This window comes from Flavobacterium magnum (assembly GCF_003055625.1).
GTDB lineage: Bacteria > Bacteroidota > Bacteroidia > Flavobacteriales > Flavobacteriaceae > Flavobacterium > Flavobacterium magnum.
On sequence record NZ_CP028811.1, the window covers coordinates 2,858,236 to 2,876,469 of the forward strand.

Consider the following 18,234-nt stretch of genomic DNA (forward strand, 5'->3'; position numbering starts at 1 on the left):
ACTCATGGCTGATACAACCGAAAAACACGTAACACGCGGCGGGCAATTCCTTGTGAAGGAAACCCTGTGCGAAGACATCTTCACTCCTGAAGATTTTTCTGAAGAGCAAAAAATGATGCGCGATTCCGTAAAGGAATTTGTCGATAAGGAAATCTGGCCCAACAAAGACCGTTTCGAGAAAAAAGACTACGCGTTTACCGAAGAGTGCATGAAAAAAGCCGGAGAAATGGGCTTCCTGAGCGTCGCGGTTCCAGAAGCTTACGGCGGCATGGGTATGGGATTTGTGGATACGGTCCTGGTCTGCGATTACATTTCAGGTGCTACAGGCTCGTTTTCCACCGCGTTCGGGGCGCATACCGGAATCGGCACGATGCCCATTACGCTATATGGCACCGAGGAACAAAAGCAAAAATACGTTCCGAAACTGGCGTCAGGCGAATGGTTTGGCGCGTACTGTTTAACGGAGCCCGGCGCAGGATCTGATGCCAATTCCGGGAAGACCAAAGCAGTCCTGTCAGCCGATGGCAAATATTATTCGATAACAGGGCAGAAAATGTGGATTTCAAACGCAGGGTTCTGCAGCCTTTTCATCGTTTTTGCCCGAATCGAGGACGATAAGAATATTACTGGCTTTATTGTCGAGAACGATCCTTCCAACGGTATTTCGATGAATGAGGAAGAACACAAACTGGGCATCCGCGCATCTTCAACCCGGCAGGTATTTTTCAACGACACCAAAGTACCCGTGGAAAACATGCTTTCGGAAAGAGGAAACGGCTTTAAGATTGCCATGAACGCACTGAATGTCGGGAGGATAAAACTCGCCGCTGCCTGCCTGGATGCACAACGTCGCGTAACGACCGGTGCCGTCCATTATGCCAATGAACGCGTGCAGTTTAACACCCCAATTGCCAGTTTCGGCGCGATACGCTATAAGCTTGCTGAAATGGCCACGAGCTGTTATGCCGGTGAAAGCGCCACCTACCGTGCTGCCAAAGACATCGAGAACCGCATCAGGGCACGCGAAGCCGCAGGTGCATCGCATCAGGAAGCCGAACTCAAGGGTGTTGAGGAATACGCGATCGAATGTTCCATCCTTAAGGTGGCCGTTTCTGAAGACATCCAGAATTGCGCTGACGAAGGAATCCAGATCCTCGGCGGGATGGGTTTCTCTGAAGACACCCCGATGGAAAGCGCCTGGCGTGACGCGCGTATTTCACGCATTTACGAAGGTACCAACGAAATCAACCGCATGCTTTCAGTGGGCATGCTGATCAAAAAGGCAATGAAAGGCCATGTCGATTTACTCGGGCCTGCGATGAAAGTACAGGAAGAACTGATGGGCATCCCGGATTTCAATACGCCCGACTATTCAGAATTGTTTTCGGAAGAGAAGGAAATGATTGCAAAGCTTAAGAAGGCCTTCCTGATGGTCGCCGGGGGCGCCGTCCAGAAATACGGACCCGACCTTGATGCGCACCAACAATTGCTGATGGCCGCCGCTGATATGCTGATTGAAATTTACATAGCGGAATCCGCGATCCTGCGCACGGAAAAAAATGCCAAAGCGTCCGGCGAGCACGCCCACGCCGAACAGATTGCCATGGCAAAACTATACCTTTACAAGGCAGTGGATGTTGTAACGCAAAAAGGAAAGGAAAGTATTATCTCATTTGCAGAAGGCGATGAACAGCGCATGATGCTGATGGGATTGCGGCGTTTTACCAAATACAACAACATGCCCAATATTGTCGGGTTGCGCGAGCAGATCGCATCCAGGCTGGTAAAAGAAAATCACTACTGTTTCTAATCCGCCCATCATAACGTAAAAGCCACAGTTTCAACTGTGGCTTTTTTTATTTATTCAATTGTATGATCCAGAAATATGCGACGAGGTGGATAAATCCCAAGTAGGCGATGTTATCGCAGTATCTCACCAGTTTCGGTGTGCTGCCCTGCGCCGACCAGCGTTGGTAAAACCTAGAAATCACCGTAGGGATGGCCGTTGCCACCATGATGTATAGGAACGCCTCGCGGATATTCAGGGAGATTGCGATCAGAAGTACCAAAAATAGAAAGTAGTAAAGGTATTCCCTCATTCCTGTCCATCCCGACGAGTTAGCCTCGGCAGCTGTTTTGAAACGCTGTATCAATTGGCTGCGCATGGACTCGTCTGCGGAATGCATCTCCCGTACCAGGGCAGCAATTTTATCAGGGTCGCCCGCGAGGTGCCCCAAAGCGAGGTTAAACCGCTCGGCACCAAAAGCAGAGGACAGCATCGTAGCCCACCGCCACCGCTTCACCCGGAACACAAAGTCGTCGGTGGTCTTTACTGCAATAAATCGCTGTCCGTTGATGTTAATCAAACGCGTCTCCAATACCTGATCCCACCTGACTTCCTGTTTTTTGGAGGTCCTGTCCCAGACGCCGCGCGGGGTAATTACCAGTTGCGGCCTGCGGTCAAAAATAATGAAAAGGGCCGCACCCATCGCGATGCCGAAGAAGCCGGCCGCTGCGAGACCGAAAAAATAGGTAATCTCGCCATAGGGCTTATGCCACACCATCCACAAACCGATTGATACGAACATGCCGGAAACACCGAGCAGCCGGATGCCGACCCATCGGGATTTATAAAATGTCAGTTGGTACATAAAACGATGTTTTGCCCGAAAATATAAAAATCCGCGGAACTTCCATATTTTTTTGCCGATTCAATTTTCATTCCTATTTTCGTCCAAAATAAATCAAAAATGAAATTATTAGGCATAGGCTCCCGGATTGACCATCCGGAATTCGGAAAAGGCGTTATTACGAATGTTTCTTCCAAGGATTACTGGGTAACGTTCATAGAAAACGGACTGGAAACAATCGCGCTCAATGACACATTTGAGGTCATCGAGGCATCAGAAAATGAAGTGGATACGATCAGTCTGTATGATGTGGAGCGTTCACTGCGCGACATCCTCAAAAAATGGTCCGGTATTGGCGAAAACGTAGCCATAGCCGACAAATGGAAAGGCGGCAAGATGGTGCTTGAACCCGGGCAGGGCGGACTCGCCGCAAAGGACATCCCGATTGATACTTTTTTCCACAAGATTATTATGGTACGCGACCGCCTTCGCGTGATGGAACAGAAAATCAATGCCAGCAATCTTGAGGAAATTGAAAAGATCGACTTGCAGCAGTACATTACGAAAATTTACGGCAGCCTGACGACTTTCAATGTGCTGTTTAAATCCAACAGCGACTATTTTGTTGGAGAAAAAACAAAATGACACCCCATGTAGCCGGTACATCGGTAAAGACCAATAAAAAAAAGGCTTCTAATTAAAGAAGCCTTTTTTCCCAAAAACAATTAAAACATGATCGTGATATAAAATTCACCCACGTTTGTGGGCGTTCCCCAATTTTATACTCGTTACTCAGGTTTCAAACTACAAAACAAAATGTATTTTTAAACCGGCCTTTTGCCCTGGATTACCCTCAGCAATACCGCAATAATTGCAATGACCAATAAGATGTGGATGATTCCGCTTGTCGCATATCCTCCGAAGAAACTGATAGCCCAAATGATGATCAGGATCACCGCGATGGTGTAAAGTAAATTTCCCATGATTTCTGTTGTTTAGTGTTATTAAAGTTTGGTTTAAAGCTTTCAGGAATTCCTTCCGGCTTACATTACAAAATTGGCAATAATAACGCAGCGGGCTGTTACAGGATATTTTTGAAAAGTTATAAAATATATCGGTCTCAAAAATGACCATGATCAACTCCCCGTAACCAACGGAAATTTCGCTTACGGGCATAAAAAAGACCCTTATTTTCATAAGGGTCTCTTTCCCAAAAACAATTAAAACATGATTTGTTAAAAAAAATCCAACTGTAAAGATTTACAATCGTTCCCCAATCTTAATTAACAGGTTCCAAGTTTCAAACTACAAAACAAAAATGTATTTTTGACATATCCAAGTATTTCGTCGGATATTTGTATCGTTTCATCTTGATTTTACAAAATTCAGACTTTAACGCGAGGTATTGTTACATTTAAAATATCGAATGTTACAATATTACTTACTGTCAATTTCAAAAATTTCCTTTTTTATCTCCACTGCGTAATCATTAGGAATGATTTTCTGGCCATGCGCCCGCGCGTACACCTTGGTAAACTCGGCCCCAAAATACAATATAATCGCCGAATAATACACCCAGACCAAGATGATGATAACCGAGCCCGCAGCGCCATACACCGTCGCGACAGTGGAATTCCCAAGATACGTGCTGATGGCCAGTTTCCCGATCATAAAGAATACCGAGGTGACGCCGGAGCCGATCAGCGTGTCCTTCCACGCAATGGTCCCGTCGGGCAACGTCCTGAAAATGATCGAAAACAGCGTTGTTGTGGTCACGAACAGGATCAGCGTGTTGATCCCATAAAAGAGGTATACGGTCACATTTGGGAAATAGAGCGCCAGCTTTGAGTTCAGGATGTCCATGACGGTGTTGACGAGCAGACTCACCATCAGCAGGAATCCCATGACCGCAATCATGGAGAACGACATCAGACGGTTTTTTACAAATTTCATCACGCCCTTGTTGGGTTTGGCCTTAAGCCCCCATATGAAATTGATCGAGCTCTGGATTTCGGCAAAAACACCCGACGCACCAATCACCAGCATCACAATCCCGAACACAGTGGCAAAAGTGGTGCTCCCTGAAAGCTGCGTGTTCTTAATCGTCTCCTGGATTTGCATGGCGGCCTCATTACCGACAAGGCCGTTGATCTGGCCAAAGAATTCACCCGTCACCGCTTCCTCTCCAAAGAAAAAACCGGTAATGGCCAGGATGATCATGATGAGCGGCGGCAAGGCAAACACTGTGTAGTAAGATAAGGAGGCGCTGAGTTTAATCGCGTTGTCCTCATTGAACTCATTAAAGGTGTCCTTTAGTAGCTGCCAGCCGCTTTTTACCATTTCCCTTCGTTTCATGTTTTCGAGTTTATTGTTAATGATTTTCTTTCAAAAAAGAATATGCCTTACAAAATTAGCAACCTTGGCTATTGGAATTTCAAAAGACTGTTACAACATTTCCATTTGCCGATTTTGACACTGTGTTTTTTGCTACCTTTGAAAGAAAACAACCACAATTATGAAAAAAATACTTATCTCAGCTGCTGCAGTAATTGCCATAGTGATCAGCTGCAAATCAAAAACTGAAAGCGTATCTGACAACGCACAGCCAAGGTCGAAAACCGTGCGTCTAAAACTCGACCTGATGCCGAAAAGCGACAGTAAGGTTTCCGGGACAGCGACATTCGTGCAACGCGACGGGAAAGTCACTTTTACCGCCAATATATCCGGACTGAAGCCGGGTGTTCACGCGATACACATCCATGAGAAAGCCGATTGTTCGGCTGCCGATGGGTCAAGTGCCGGCGGCCACTGGAACCCTACGTTCGAAAGCCACGGCAAATGGGGCACCGGCGCTTACCATAAAGGCGATATAGGCAATTTCCCTGCGGATGAATTCGGGAACGGCACCATCACCATGACGACAGATGAATGGTGCATCGGATGCGGCGATCCCAAAAAAGACATTCTGGGCAAAGGGCTTATCGTGCACCAGGACCCGGACGACTTTACGTCACAGCCTGCCGGAAATGCGGGTAAAAGGGTGGCCTGCAGCGCAATTATCAAATAATATCCCCTATCCTTTTTTGGAAAAAGGTGGACAATACCGAAAGCTACTTCAATTGTTTTTCGATCAGGTCAAATAACAGCGAAGGCTCGAACGGTTTTACAATAACATCATTTATCCCGGCAGTGACCGCTTCGGCGGTCACTTCTTTTTTGTCAAAAGCAGTGAGCGCAATTACGGGCGTGGTCATTCCCATCGCGCGCATTTTTTTCGTGGTCTCATAGCCGTTCATGCCGGGCATATTGATATCCATGAGGATGATGTCAAACGGCTCAGACGTTGCCAAAGCAATCGCGTCGTCGCCACTATCGGCCATGCTGCAGCGGTGTCCGTTCCGCTCGATGATTTTCTTGGTGACCATCTGGTTGATCTTGTTGTCTTCTACGACAAGGATATTTAGTTTCATGTGGTGTTGCTGCACTTCGGGTGTTATGGTTTCAATCAATTTCTCATCAGCCTGATTAAACGCAATGGTGAATGCGAAACGCGTGCCCTTATCTTCGGCACTTTCCAGAGTGATGCTGCTGCCGAACAGGTCGATCAACCGCTTTACAATCGCGAGTCCAAGGCCGGTACCCTGATAATCGCCTTCTTTCCTGCCAATCTGCACAAACTTTTCGAATATCTTTTCCTGGTCCCCCTTGGCGATGCCGATTCCATCGTCTTCAACAGTAAAATCGATCAGGTATTTGCCGTCGACAAATGCATTGAGCCGGGCGGTGATCTTTACATGACCATTGTGGGTGAATTTCAGCGCATTGCTGGCCAGATTGACCAATATCTGCGACAACCTGAGCTCGTCGCCCTTAATGCGTTCCGGGATGTTCGGGTCGATCACGGTGCTGAAGGTGTTCCCGTTATTGTCGGCCAGGAATTGCAGCGAATTGCGGATGGTGAGTATCTCCTCCTGCAGACTGAAATCGATTTCTTCCAACACCGTCCGTTTGTCCTCCATCTTATTCATCTGGAGGATATCGTTAACGAGATCGAGCAGGTAGTTTGCAGAAAACTTAAGCGAATTCAGCTGCTCGTTATTCACCAGCTCCTTGTGTTCGTCCAAAATCATGTCGGTGATGCCGATTACGCCGTAAAGCGGGGTGCGCAGCTCATGGCTGACCGTAGAGATAAACTGGGTCTTCAGCTGCGAATTTTGCTCGGCAATTTCCTTTGCGGCGCGCAACTCCTCATTCGCCTTGGTTAACTCGGCATTGATTTTCTTTCGGAAGATGTTGTTCTTATACAGCATGTACACCATCGTCAGCAAAAACAGCAGCAGGATGCCGAACAGCACGCTGATGATACGCGAATCGCGGATTTTTTTCTGCTGTGCTTCATTGGCGTTTTCAATTTTCACGAGTTGCGCCTTGTACTCGTCCAACTCAATCTGCATCGCAGTGTCGTCGAGGTCTCCGGGGCGGTTTTCGAGGTAAATGCTGTCGTTGATTTTCTTATAAATCTTCCTGAGGGAATCGGCCTGCCTGAAATTCCTGTATTTTTCGAGATGGGCAATGTAGTTGTCATAGGTATTGGCCATGAACGACATCATGTTGTTGCGCTGCCCGATTTCAAGCGCTTTGCGGTAATACCCTTCGGCAATGGCGGGATTTTTGGTTTCGTGGGTATTGTAAAGTCCGAGCAGCCCGTAGTAAGACAACTTTGATTCGGGCTGGCCTTTGCGCTCGATAAAACCTTTCACCTCGTTCAGGTAGACGATGCCTTCGCTGAAATGGCCTAGGTAAAAACAGGCCGCCGTAATGTTCATTTTGGCGTACGCAATCTGGGAACTGTCGTTCGATTTTGTCGCGTAGTACAACGACTTCTTATAATACTCAATCCCTTTCCTGACATCAATCTTACTGTAGTAATAAACACTGCCGATATTGCTGTTGATGAAATCCTTTAACACATCATTGTCGATATTCTCGGCATAATGAAGCGCTTTTTTGTAAAACTCTATGGCGCGCTTCGATTCTGAAAATTCGTCATACACCACGCCAATTGCGTTGTAGGAATGCGCGATAAGATAATCGTCATCAAGCCTGAACGCGCGGACGAGGGCTTTTGAGGACAGGCTCAGTGACTTTTCATATTCACCCCGGTCAAACGCCTTAGCGGCGTCGTTGATGATTTTCTCAACGGCTTTTTTCTCAGCAGCTTCAGATTGTGCGTAAAAAACCTGCACAAAAAGCAGTAATATGATCGAGGCTATTTTCTTCACGTCGGATTTAAAGCAAGCAAAAATAAATACAAATCCCGACCATACGCCGGGATCTGTCCAAATCATTTTATTAGTTCCTGATGAGTTTCCTGTACTTGATCCGCTTCGGGGTCAGGTCGCCGCCCAGACGTTTTTTCTTGTTCTCTTCGTATTCGGAAAAACCGCCTTCAAAGTAATACACTTCTGAATTGCCCTCAAACGCGAGGATGTGCGTACAGATCCTGTCCAGGAACCAACGGTCGTGGGAAATGACCACCGCACAGCCGGCAAAGTTTTCCAGACCTTCTTCCAGAGCCCTTAACGTGTTAATATCTAAGTCGTTCGTAGGCTCATCCAAAAGCAATACATTACCTTCCTCCTTGAGCGTCATGGCCAGGTGGAGCCTGTTTCTTTCCCCTCCGGACAGCATCGATACTTTCTTGTTCTGGTCGCTGCCGCTGAAGTTGAAACGGCTCAGGTATGCCCTCGAATTGACCTGCCTGCCCCCCATCATGATCAGTTCCTGGCCGTCGGCAAAGTTTTCCCAGATGGTCTTATTCGGATCGATATTGGAATGCGATTGGTCTACGTAGGCAATCTTTACGGTGTCCCCGATCCCGAAAGACCCTGCATCCGGAGTCTCCTCGCCCATAATCATCCGGAATATCGTGGACTTACCCGCGCCGTTTGGCCCGATAATGCCGACGATACCGGCCTGCGGCAAGGTAAAATTCAGGTTGTCGTAAAGCAATTTCTCGCCGAAAGCTTTCGCCACGCCATGCGCATCGATGACGTTCGTTCCGAGGCGTGGCCCGTTCGGGATGTAAATTTCGAGCTTTTCGTCAAGCTGTTTCTGGTCTTCGTTGAGCAATTTATCGTAGTTCTGCAGACGCGCTTTCTGCTTGGTCTGACGGCCTTTTGCGCCCTGTCTTACCCAGTCCAGCTCGCGCTCGAGGGTTTTCCTCCTTTTTGATGCCACTTTTTCCTCCTGGGCCATACGGGCTGATTTCTGGTCGAGCCAAGACGAGTAATTCCCTTTCCACGGAATACCCTCTCCCCTGTCCAGTTCCAAAATCCAGCCGGCCACGTTGTCAAGGAAATAACGGTCGTGCGTCACGGCAATCACAGTCCCCGCATACTGCGCGAGGTGCTGCTCAAGCCAGAGCACGCTCTCGGCATCAAGGTGGTTCGTAGGCTCATCGAGCAGCAATACGTCAGGCTGTTGCAGCAACAGGCGGCACAGCGCCACACGACGGCGCTCCCCGCCGGAAAGATTTTTGATCAGCATATCGCCATCAGGCGTACGCAGCGCATCCATGGCGATTTCGAGCTTGGTGTCTAGTTCCCAGGCACCTGAAGCGTCAATCTTGTCCTGCAGATCGGCCTGGCGGTCCATCAGTTGCTGCATCTTATCCGCATCCTCATAGACCTCGGGAAGGCCAAACATGTCATTGATCTTATTAAACTCATCGAGAATGGCCACGGTTTCGGCGACGCCTTCCCGAACCACATCAATTACGGTCTTGGTTTCATCGAGCTGGGGCTCCTGCTCAAGGTACCCCACGGTATATCCCGGTGCAAAGACCACGTCGCCCTGGTAATTCTTGTCGACACCGGCAATGATGCGGAGCAATGAGGATTTTCCGGAACCGTTTAGACCAAGGATCCCGATTTTGGCACCATAGAAAAAGCTCAGGTAAATGTTTTTTAAAACCTGCTTATCACTGCTTTGATAAGTCTTGCTGACGCGCTGCATTGAAAATATGACCTTCTTATCGTCTGACATTTGATTTATTTTAAAATTAGAACTGTTTTTTTAGCATTTGTGTTGGCCGGGAATGCCGGACGTTTTGGCGGCTACAGCCTGCCTTTTAACGAACTGAACACCCAGGCATTGGCAAGAAACCCCACGCCTACGGCGCCGAATCCCCAGCCTGCGGTATCATCATACCTGAAGGCACCTAAAGCAATCAGTAACAAACCCATCAGGATCATGATTAAGGTCGCCCAGCCCAGGATCGTGTTTTTATTCATTCCCATATTTATTTTTTAGAGCGTTCAAATATCGGGAAAATTATTGTGTTATCGTAATAGTTTTGAATCCCGGGACATACTTACCACTTTCTTCGGGTTTTGGTATGGTTTGCTTCGGGTTTCCTTCGGGAAAAGCAGTGTTTTGTTCGGGCGCTCCCGAACAACTCCCGAACAAAAACAGCAGCAAACCATACCAAAACAGCAATGAAACGGACTTCTGCAAATATAAAAAAATCCCCTTTTTAAGGGGATTTCCATGAGGTATGGTGTGACTGGCTATTGCGGTTTTCCACCGCGGTCAGTCATTGTTTTCAATCTGCTTGTACGCGTCAATCACCTTCTTGACAAGCCTGTGGCGCACAATGTCCTTGTCGTCAAGGTAGATGATGCCGATTCCTTCGATATCTTTCAATACCAGTAATGCCTCCTTGAGCCCTGATATGGTACGCCGCGGCAAATCGACCTGCCCGGGGTCGCCGGTGATCATAAACTTGGCGTTTTTTCCCATACGGGTCAGGAACATCTTCATCTGCGAATGCGTGGTATTCTGTGCCTCGTCGAGGATTACGAAGGCGTTATCGAGCGTACGCCCGCGCATGAATGCCAATGGCGCAATCTGAATGATGCCTTTCAGGATGTAGTCTTCGAGCGACTGCGGCGGAATCATGTCACGCAGGGCATCGTACAATGGCTGCATATACGGATCAAGCTTTTCTTTCATGTCACCGGGCAGGAAACCAAGGTTTTCCCCTGCTTCGACCGCAGGACGCGTCAGGATGATGCGTTTCACCTGCTTCTCCTTGAGGGCTTTTACGGCCATCGCCACGCCGGTATAGGTTTTCCCGGTACCCGCAGGACCGACTGCAAAAACCATGTCGTTCTTGTTGATGTTGTCTACAAGCAATTGCTGGTTCGGCGTCATCGCCTTGATGATTTTCCCGCCTACGCCGTGTACCAGGATCTTGTCGCTGTCCGGCATGCGCTGCTCTTCCTGTGTATTGCTCTGGATCACACGATCTATTACATTGTCGTCGATGCGGTTGTAGCGGCTGAAATGCTGCATCAGCCGGTTAAAACGGTTCTCAAATTCATCCAACACTTCCTTTTCTCCAAAAGCCTTTATGGTGGTACCGCGGGCGACGATTTTCAATTTCGGGTAGTATTTCTTGATGGTCTCCAGGTGGGCATCCTGGGCACCCCAAAAATCTTTAGGGGCGATGTCTACTAATTCAATGATTCTTTCGTTCAAAAGCAATATTTTTTATGTTGTTAATTTACGTTCAGGCAAAATCCGATGCCATTTCGGTTGCCGATAACAATGACACCGTTAAAAAGGCTTGCTGTGGATTTGTTGTTGTAGCCGGCTACGGCGCTTCGCATCCTTTTTTTGTATCCGATCCTTATCGGTAAAGCGACGATTGTCGCGGCGACGCCCGCATAAAACAGCGTCGTGGGAAAATCAATATCGGAAGTCAGTCCACGGATCGTTTCCTCCGCCATCAGTCCGATTCCGGTGAAAAGAAAAAAATCGCCCAGGATTTTCTTGTTCCTTCCCGAATTATAAAGATCCACGGCTTCTGAATTCGAAGCCATGATTTCCCGAATTTGATCCGGGCTGAGTTTCTGGTTTTCACTGTTAAGGATAGTGGCTCCCGATTTATAAACAAGATCCTGGCAATAGGCCTGCACGCTCAAAACCATAATGAAAACACAAATAACCCTTTTTATCATACCGGGAGACGAATATCAATTAAAAAATGTCTGTAAATAAAGTACAAAATGCTGTAGCTTTGCATTCAAATTTAAGCATAATTTAAAGCCTTTTTCTTTTTAGTTATAAACAATTTTATGTCAATAATTACCCTCACAACCGACTACGGACTCAAGGATCACTTCGTGGGTTCCTTGAAGGGTAAGATCCTGAAAGAGTTTGCCGAGGCGCAAATCATTGACATATCGCACGATATCGATCCGTTCAATACCGCGCAGGCGAGTTACATCGTCGGGGCAGCGTATAATAGTTTTCCGAAAGGGACCGTGCACCTGATCGGAATCGATGCCGAATACAACAAGGAGAACCGCCACATCGCGATGGAATGGGACGGCCATTATTTCGTTTGCGCCGACAACGGCATCCTGGGCATGCTGACGCAAAAAATCGTTCCGCAGAAAATGGCGGAAATCAACATACACGACCGCCTTCCGGCCGACGCGACCGACCTTGACGTGTTTGTTACCGTAGCCTGCCATATCGCGCGAGGCGGACAGCTGAATGTTATCGGGAAGGACATACAATCGATGAAGCAGGTCACGGAGCTCAAGCCTGTAGCCCTCGCCGATTCCATCAGGGGGTATGTGATTTACATCGACCATTTCGGGAATGTGGTGACCAACATCTCACGGCAGCTTTTCGTCGAGACCGCAAAAGGCCGGCCTTACGAAATTGTCCTGAACGACAAGCGCGGGCGCAACCACATCAGGACCATCTGGCCGAAGTATTCCGACATTGCCGTGTCTGATAAATTCCCGATCAAGGACTATGAAGGCCAAAGGCTCGCAATTTTCAATGAGGCGGGATTCCTTGAAATAGCCATTTTTCGCAGCAACCCTAACACTGTCGGCAGCGCTGAGACCTTACTGGGATTGGGCTACCGGGATATGATAACCATAAATTTTGATGTACAGCCATGATCGTACGTATTGTAAAAATGTCTTTCCACGAGGAAAATATACCTGCCTTCCGTGAGAATTTTGAACTGATGAAGGAAAAAATACGGAATGCGCCCGGAAACCGTTTCCTGGAACTGTACCAGGACCGGCACAACCCCTGTATCTTTTTTACTTACAGCTACTGGGAATCCGACGACGACCTCGAGAATTACCGGCAGTCGGAATTGTTTTATGACGTCTGGGCATTTACCAAAAAATTGTTTAATGCACGGCCCGAAGCGTGGAGCGTGGATAAATTAGTAAGTTTGCAGTAGGAAGCGACTTCGCATCACCCTATTGAATTGAATAAAACCGGAATGTAATTAACAAACACCATAAGGCCGATGTTCAGGGTGTCAGGGTGCGCAGGCACAAGGGCACGTCACAGCACGGCACTCTACAAAAATGAAAGCGATACTCCTCAAAGAAATAAAATCCTTCTTCGGTTCGCCGATGGGTTATCTCGTGATTGCCATTTTCCTGCTGCTCAACGGATTGTTCCTTTGGGTTTTTGAAGGTGATTTCAACATCCTCAATGCGGGCTTTGCTGACCTGGCTCCGTTTTTCACGCTCGCGCCCTGGATCCTCATTTTCCTGATTCCTGCTGTTACGATGCGCAGCTTTTCGGAAGAGAAAAAACAGGGCACACTCGAATTGCTGTTGACCAAACCGCTTAGCATCGCACAGATCGTAAACGGCAAATTCCTTGCAGCGGTACTGCTGATCGTGCTCGCGATCCTCCCTACCCTGCTGTATGTGTACGTCATCGGCGACCTCAGTATGGACACCAGCCACATCGATATGGGCAGCACGATAGGATCCTATTTCGGTTTGCTGTTCCTGATTTCGGGGTATACCGCCATTGGCATCTTTGCGTCGACATTTTCCGACAACCAAATCGTGGCCTTCATCGTTTCGGTCTTCCTGTGTTTCCTGTTTTACTTCGGTTTTGACGGTGTGGCAGGTTATGCAGGAGCTTTTGCATCCTATGTTTCCGCAATCGGGATGCAGGACCATTTCATAAGCATGGGCCGTGGGGTGCTGGACACGCGCGACCTGGTGTATTTCACCAGCATCGCCGTATTGTTTTTATCGCTGACCGTTTTCAAACTTAAATCCTCCAAAGCCTGATGAAAAGCCATACAAAAACCGGCCTTAAAAAACTGACTTTCATCCTCGCCGCATTAATTCTGGTCAATCTCATCGGATTGTTCTGGTTTAAACGCTTCGACCTCACTGCCGACAAACGGTATACCCTGTCAGAGGCTACGCGTCGTGTAGTAAAGGAAATCAAGGATCCCGTGTATATTGACGTGTTCCTTGCGGGTGAGTTTCCAGCTGAATTCAAGAGGCTGCAGACCGAAACCAGGCAGATGCTCGAGGAATTCAATGCCTACAATTCGAACATCGTTTTTAAATTCAATGACCCGATGGCCGACGAAGCCAATGCCGACGCGTATAAGCAGGAACTCATCGGACTCGGATTTGTCCCCGTAAACATCAACCAGACCGTCAAGGGCAAAAAGACGCAGACGCAGGTATTCCCGTGGGCCATCGCCAATGTCGGGAAGAAATCGGTGCGCGTACCGCTGCTGGTTAACAATTTCGGAAACAGCTCAGACCAAAACATCAGCAAATCAGTACAGCTGCTCGAATATGCGTTTACCGACGCGCTGACCAAACTGACCACCACCAATAAAAAGAAAATCGCTGTGCTTAAAGGGAACGGCGAAATCGGTGACAAATACATGTCCGATTTCCTGATGGCGGCCAAAGAATATTACACGATTGCTGAGTTCAATCTGGATTCACTGCAGAATGACCCGGTAAGAGTATTGTCAAACCTCAACCATTTTGACGCGGCCCTGATTGCCAAACCCACACAGCCGTTTAACAATAACGAGAAATACATCCTGGACCAGTTCATTGAAAAAGGCGGCAAAACGATGTGGCTCATCGACAAGGTAGCCATCGACCTCGACAGTTTGCAGAACGAACAGCAGGCGTCACTGGCATTCCCTATGGACCTGAACCTCGACGACATGTTCTTTAAATACGGCGTGCGCATCAACGGCAGGCTGATCCAGGATCTGTTGTCAACGCCGGTCACGGTGCAATCCCAAAACGGCGAAATGCCCGTCGACTGGTTGTACTCCCCGATCATCAAATCGGAAGAAAACCACGCCATCAATAAAAATGTCAACCTGGTGAAGCTCGAATTTGCCAACCAGATGGATACGCTGAAAAATGGCATAAAGAAGACGGTATTGCTTAAAAGCTCGGCACAATCCAAAGCAGTCGGCGTACCCATCCGCGTGGGCTTAACGGATTTTACCGACGGCGTCGACGAAAATGCGTTCAAGGAAGGCGGGCAGATCATCGGTACGCTGCTTGAAGGCAGGTTCACCTCAGCATTTAAGAACCGCGTGAAACCGTTTCAGGCGCAAAAACCCATCGACGACGGCATTCCAAATAAGATGATTGTCATTGCCGATGGTGACATCATCAACTACAAATACGTCAACAAGAAGCCACTGGTCAACGATATTGACACGTGGACGCAGCAGAGTTACGGCAACCGCGACTTCCTCATCAATGCGCTGAACTACCTGCTCGATGACAATGGCCTGGTGGGCATCCGCAATAAGAACATCGAACTGCAGTTGCTCGATGATAAAAAAGTCGAAGAGCAATACACCAAAACACAGCTTTTGACTGTAGGCGCGCCTTTGCTGTTGCTGCTGGTCTTCGGCCTGATCTATAGCTTCTTAAGAAAGCGCAGGTACGCGGGATAATCGGGAATCCGTCTATGCAGGAATTCAGGTTTGTGCGTGGCCGACATGTGGATGCGGAGCGCGTAAACTTTACTGAATGTTAATAAAAATCTTTTCAAAATCTATTACTTTAAAATATATTTGTGGAATGTAAAAATTATACAGATTTTTACGTCCTTTAAAAAAAATTACACCGAATGAAATTCATCGTATCGAGTTCTTACTTATTAAAACAACTGCAGGTTTTAGGAAGTGTCATCAACAGCAGCAACACGCTGCCCATCCTGGACAATTTCCTTTTCGAATTAGACAACAAGACGCTTACCGTTTCCGCCTCAGATCTTGAGACGACGATGTCGGCGACGCTTGAAATCGATTCAGACAGCACCGGAAGCGTAGCGGTACCTGCAAAACTGTTGCTCGAAATACTCAAGACTTTCCCGGAACAGCCCCTGACTTTTACCGTTGAGGAAAACAATACAATCGAGATCAGCTCCAATTCCGGAAAATATGCCCTGGCCTATGCCCCGGGTGAGGAATTCCCGAAATCCGTAAATCTTGAAGATCCTTCAGTGACCTTAGTCCCCGCCGACGTACTGGCGACTGCCGTGAGCAAGACGATATTTGCTGCCGGAAACGATGACCTGCGTCCCGTGATGTCGGGCGTGTTTTTCCAGTTTTCCCCTGAAGGGCTGACTTTCGTTGCCACAGATGCGCACAAGCTTGTGAAGTATGCCCGTACCGATGTGAAGGCGTCACAGGTTGCCGACTTTATTATGCCAAAAAAGCCGCTGAACATCCTGAAAAGCATTTTGGGCGCTTCGGATGCTGAAGTAAAGATTGAGTACAACGACTCCAATGCAACGTTCTCGTTTGATAATTATGTATTAATGTGCCGACTCATAGACGGCAAATATCCGAATTATGAGGCGGTTATCCCGAAAGAAAACCCAAACAAACTCATGATTGACCGCTCGCAATTCCTGAATTCCGTGCGCCGTGTGGCCATCTTTTCAAATAAGACCACGCACCAGATCAGGCTTAAAATTGCGGGAGCTGAACTGAATATCTCTGCTGAGGACATCGATTACTCTAACAAGGCTGAAGAAAGGCTGACCTGCGATTACCAGGGCGATGACATGCAGATCGGCTTTAACTCACGTTTCCTGACTGAAATGCTTACCAACCTGCACTCGGACATGATCATGCTAGAAATGTCACTGCCGAACCGCGCAGGGATCCTGACACCGGTAGATGGACTCGAAGAGGGAGAAACCGTGACCATGCTTGTTATGCCGGTGATGCTCAACAATTAAGAGTACACTATTACACCATAGATTTATTACCAACCCAACCAATTTTTATACGAGAAAAACCGCAATTATCCATTGCGGTTTTTTTTATGTCCTGACAGCCTATGAGGTTTCACGCACTGACGGCCCTTACGCAATCCGGATCACTTTTTTGTTTACGAATTCTTCAATCCCTAACTGGGACAGTTCCCTGCCATAGCCCGAGCGCTTGGTGCCGCCAAAGGGAAGGTCAGGTCGGGATGCCACGTTCTGGTTGATAAAAACCATGCCGGTGTCGATGCGGCTTGCCACCGCAATGGCCTTGTCAGTATCCCGACTGAAAACCGAACCGCCCAATCCAAAACCGGTATCATTGGCCAGGGCCACGGCGGCTTCGATATCCCTGACTTTATAGAACGAGGCGACCGGGCCGAACAACTCTTCCCGGTAAGCCACCGACCCTTTCGGAATATCGGTTAGTATCGTAAAATCATAGAAAGCCCCTTCCCTGTCGATGCGCTTTCCACCCGTCACGATCTTCGCACCTGCCTTTACCGTGTCATCAACCTGTTCTGCCAATCGTGCGGCGGCCTCCTCACTGACCATCGGACCGATTTTCGTATCCGGGTCTAAGGGATCACCCACTTTCAGTCCGATTATTTTTGCCTTAAACTTGTCGAGAAATTCGTCGGCTACCGCCTCTAACGCGATGATCCGTTTGGACGAGGTGCAGGATTGTCCCATATTGTTAAATCGGCCCAGTACGGCTTTTTCAACGGCCAGATCGATATCGGCATCGTCGAGGATAATGAACGCATCGCTGCCGCCAAGTTCGAGCACCGATTTCTTGAGGTTCTTCCCTGCCGCTTCGGCGAGGCTGGCGCCTGCTTTCTCGCTGCCCGTCAGCGACAGTCCCGTAACACGTTCGTCGGCGGCGAGCGCGGCTATCTTATCACCGGGCAGGAACAGGTTCGTGTAGACGCCTTCGGGTGCACCCGCTTCCTTAAAAATCGTCTCCATCATGGCGGCACATTGCGGCACGTTAGACGCGTGCTTAATCATCACCACGTTACCTGCGACAATATTTGGGGCTGTAATCCTGCCCACCTGGTTAAACGGGAAGTTCCATGGTTCCACGCCCAGGATGATGCCTGTAGGCGTATATCGTATGAACGCACTGCCGTCTGACACCTCCAGCGGCTTGTCCTCGAGGAACGCTGCAGCGTGATCCGCATAGTATTGATAGACCGAAGCACACATCTCAATCTCGCTTTCACTTTGTGCGATGAGCTTGCCCATTTCAAGTGTGATGAGCTTTGCCAGTTCGTTTTTACGCTGCAGCATAATATCTGACACCTTGTGCAGGAGTTCGGCGCGTACCGAAACGGGTTCGTTGCGCCACGACAGGTATGCCCGGTGGGCCTGCGCCAATTTGTGTTCGAGTTCACTTTCGGTCAAAGCGTCAAATGATTGTATGAGCTTGTTGTTGTACGGATTGATGGTCTGTATGGGCATAGATGGTGTTAATTTGATT

At 48.2% G+C, this 18,234-nt stretch carries 17 protein-coding genes; 8 read left to right on the forward strand and 9 right to left on the reverse strand.

From position 1 onward, the window contains the following. The first annotated feature begins 4 nt into the window (after nt 1–4). Nucleotides 5–1,810 (forward strand): acyl-CoA dehydrogenase family protein, encoded by a 1,806-nt coding sequence (locus HYN48_RS12140; RefSeq protein WP_108372071.1) that lies wholly within the window; start codon nt 5–7, stop codon nt 1,808–1,810. 46 nt (nt 1,811–1,856) lie between these two features. Here HYN48_RS12140 and HYN48_RS12145 read toward each other — a convergent pair whose 3' ends face one another. Further along, nucleotides 1,857–2,651, reverse strand: coding sequence for an STM3941 family protein (locus tag HYN48_RS12145; protein ID WP_108372073.1), 795 nt, complete (start codon nt 2,649–2,651; stop codon nt 1,857–1,859). 99 nt (nt 2,652–2,750) lie between these two features. Between HYN48_RS12145 and HYN48_RS12150 the strand changes: the two genes are divergently transcribed. Further along, the gene (locus HYN48_RS12150) at nt 2,751–3,275 is read left to right on the forward strand and encodes a hypothetical protein (RefSeq protein ID WP_108372076.1); all 525 of its coding nucleotides are present in this window, start codon (nt 2,751–2,753) and stop codon (nt 3,273–3,275) included. 179 nt (nt 3,276–3,454) lie between these two features. On the opposite strand, the gene HYN48_RS12155 is transcribed toward HYN48_RS12150, so the two are convergent. Then, a complete protein-coding gene (locus HYN48_RS12155; protein WP_108372078.1) occupies nt 3,455–3,613 on the reverse strand; it encodes a lmo0937 family membrane protein in 159 nt (52 codons plus the stop codon). 454 nt (nt 3,614–4,067) lie between these two features. After that, a complete protein-coding gene (locus tag HYN48_RS12160; RefSeq protein WP_108372080.1) occupies nt 4,068–4,985 on the reverse strand; it encodes a YihY/virulence factor BrkB family protein in 918 nt (305 codons plus the stop codon). A 160-nt stretch (nt 4,986–5,145) separates the two neighbouring features. On the opposite strand from HYN48_RS12160, the gene HYN48_RS12165 reads away from it, so the two are divergent. Further along, nucleotides 5,146–5,697 carry a superoxide dismutase family protein gene (locus HYN48_RS12165; RefSeq protein WP_108372082.1) on the forward strand — a complete coding sequence of 184 codons (552 nt, stop codon included), beginning with the start codon at nt 5,146–5,148 and terminating at the stop codon, nt 5,695–5,697. Nucleotides 5,698–5,740: 43 nt separating this feature from the next. Here HYN48_RS12165 and HYN48_RS12170 read toward each other — a convergent pair whose 3' ends face one another. From HYN48_RS12170 to HYN48_RS12190, 5 genes are all read right to left on the reverse strand, one after another. After that, nucleotides 5,741–7,912: a tetratricopeptide repeat-containing hybrid sensor histidine kinase/response regulator gene (locus tag HYN48_RS12170; RefSeq protein WP_181248473.1), complete on the reverse strand. Its 2,172-nt coding sequence runs from the start codon at nt 7,910–7,912 to the stop codon at nt 5,741–5,743. A 70-nt stretch (nt 7,913–7,982) separates the two neighbouring features. After that, nucleotides 7,983–9,677, reverse strand: coding sequence for an energy-dependent translational throttle protein EttA (gene ettA, locus HYN48_RS12175; RefSeq protein WP_108372086.1), 1,695 nt, complete (start codon nt 9,675–9,677; stop codon nt 7,983–7,985). 71 nt (nt 9,678–9,748) lie between these two features. Beyond that, entirely contained in the window at nt 9,749–9,931 is a 183-nt protein-coding gene (locus HYN48_RS12180; protein WP_108372088.1) for a CAL67264 family membrane protein, read from the reverse strand. A gap of 292 nt (nt 9,932–10,223) precedes the next feature. Then, entirely contained in the window at nt 10,224–11,174 is a 951-nt protein-coding gene (locus tag HYN48_RS12185) for a PhoH family protein (RefSeq protein WP_108373627.1), read from the reverse strand. A gap of 20 nt (nt 11,175–11,194) precedes the next feature. Then, nucleotides 11,195–11,656, reverse strand: coding sequence for a hypothetical protein (locus HYN48_RS12190; protein WP_146171777.1), 462 nt, complete (start codon nt 11,654–11,656; stop codon nt 11,195–11,197). 117 nt (nt 11,657–11,773) lie between these two features. Between HYN48_RS12190 and HYN48_RS12195 the strand changes: the two genes are divergently transcribed. From HYN48_RS12195 to dnaN, 5 genes are all read left to right on the forward strand, one after another. Then, nucleotides 11,774–12,616: an SAM hydrolase/SAM-dependent halogenase family protein gene (locus tag HYN48_RS12195; protein WP_108372092.1), complete on the forward strand. Its 843-nt coding sequence runs from the start codon at nt 11,774–11,776 to the stop codon at nt 12,614–12,616. Beyond that, entirely contained in the window at nt 12,613–12,909 is a 297-nt protein-coding gene (locus tag HYN48_RS12200; protein WP_108372094.1) for a putative quinol monooxygenase, read from the forward strand. The genes HYN48_RS12195 and HYN48_RS12200 overlap by 4 nt, the downstream gene beginning before the upstream one ends. Nucleotides 12,910–13,039: 130 nt before the next feature. After that, entirely contained in the window at nt 13,040–13,765 is a 726-nt protein-coding gene (gene gldF / locus HYN48_RS12205) for a gliding motility-associated ABC transporter permease subunit GldF (protein WP_108372097.1), read from the forward strand. Next, nucleotides 13,765–15,429 carry a gliding motility-associated ABC transporter substrate-binding protein GldG gene (gldG, locus tag HYN48_RS12210; protein ID WP_108372099.1) on the forward strand — a complete coding sequence of 555 codons (1,665 nt, stop codon included), beginning with the start codon at nt 13,765–13,767 and terminating at the stop codon, nt 15,427–15,429. Before gldF ends, gldG begins: the two co-directional genes overlap by 1 nt. Before the next feature lie 176 nt (nt 15,430–15,605). Then, nucleotides 15,606–16,724 carry a DNA polymerase III subunit beta gene (gene dnaN / locus HYN48_RS12215; protein WP_108372101.1) on the forward strand — a complete coding sequence of 373 codons (1,119 nt, stop codon included), beginning with the start codon at nt 15,606–15,608 and terminating at the stop codon, nt 16,722–16,724. A 126-nt stretch (nt 16,725–16,850) separates the two neighbouring features. On the opposite strand, the gene HYN48_RS12220 is transcribed toward dnaN, so the two are convergent. After that, the gene (locus HYN48_RS12220; protein WP_108372103.1) at nt 16,851–18,215 is read right to left on the reverse strand and encodes an NAD-dependent succinate-semialdehyde dehydrogenase; all 1,365 of its coding nucleotides are present in this window, start codon (nt 18,213–18,215) and stop codon (nt 16,851–16,853) included. Nucleotides 18,216–18,234 lie beyond the last annotated feature (19 nt).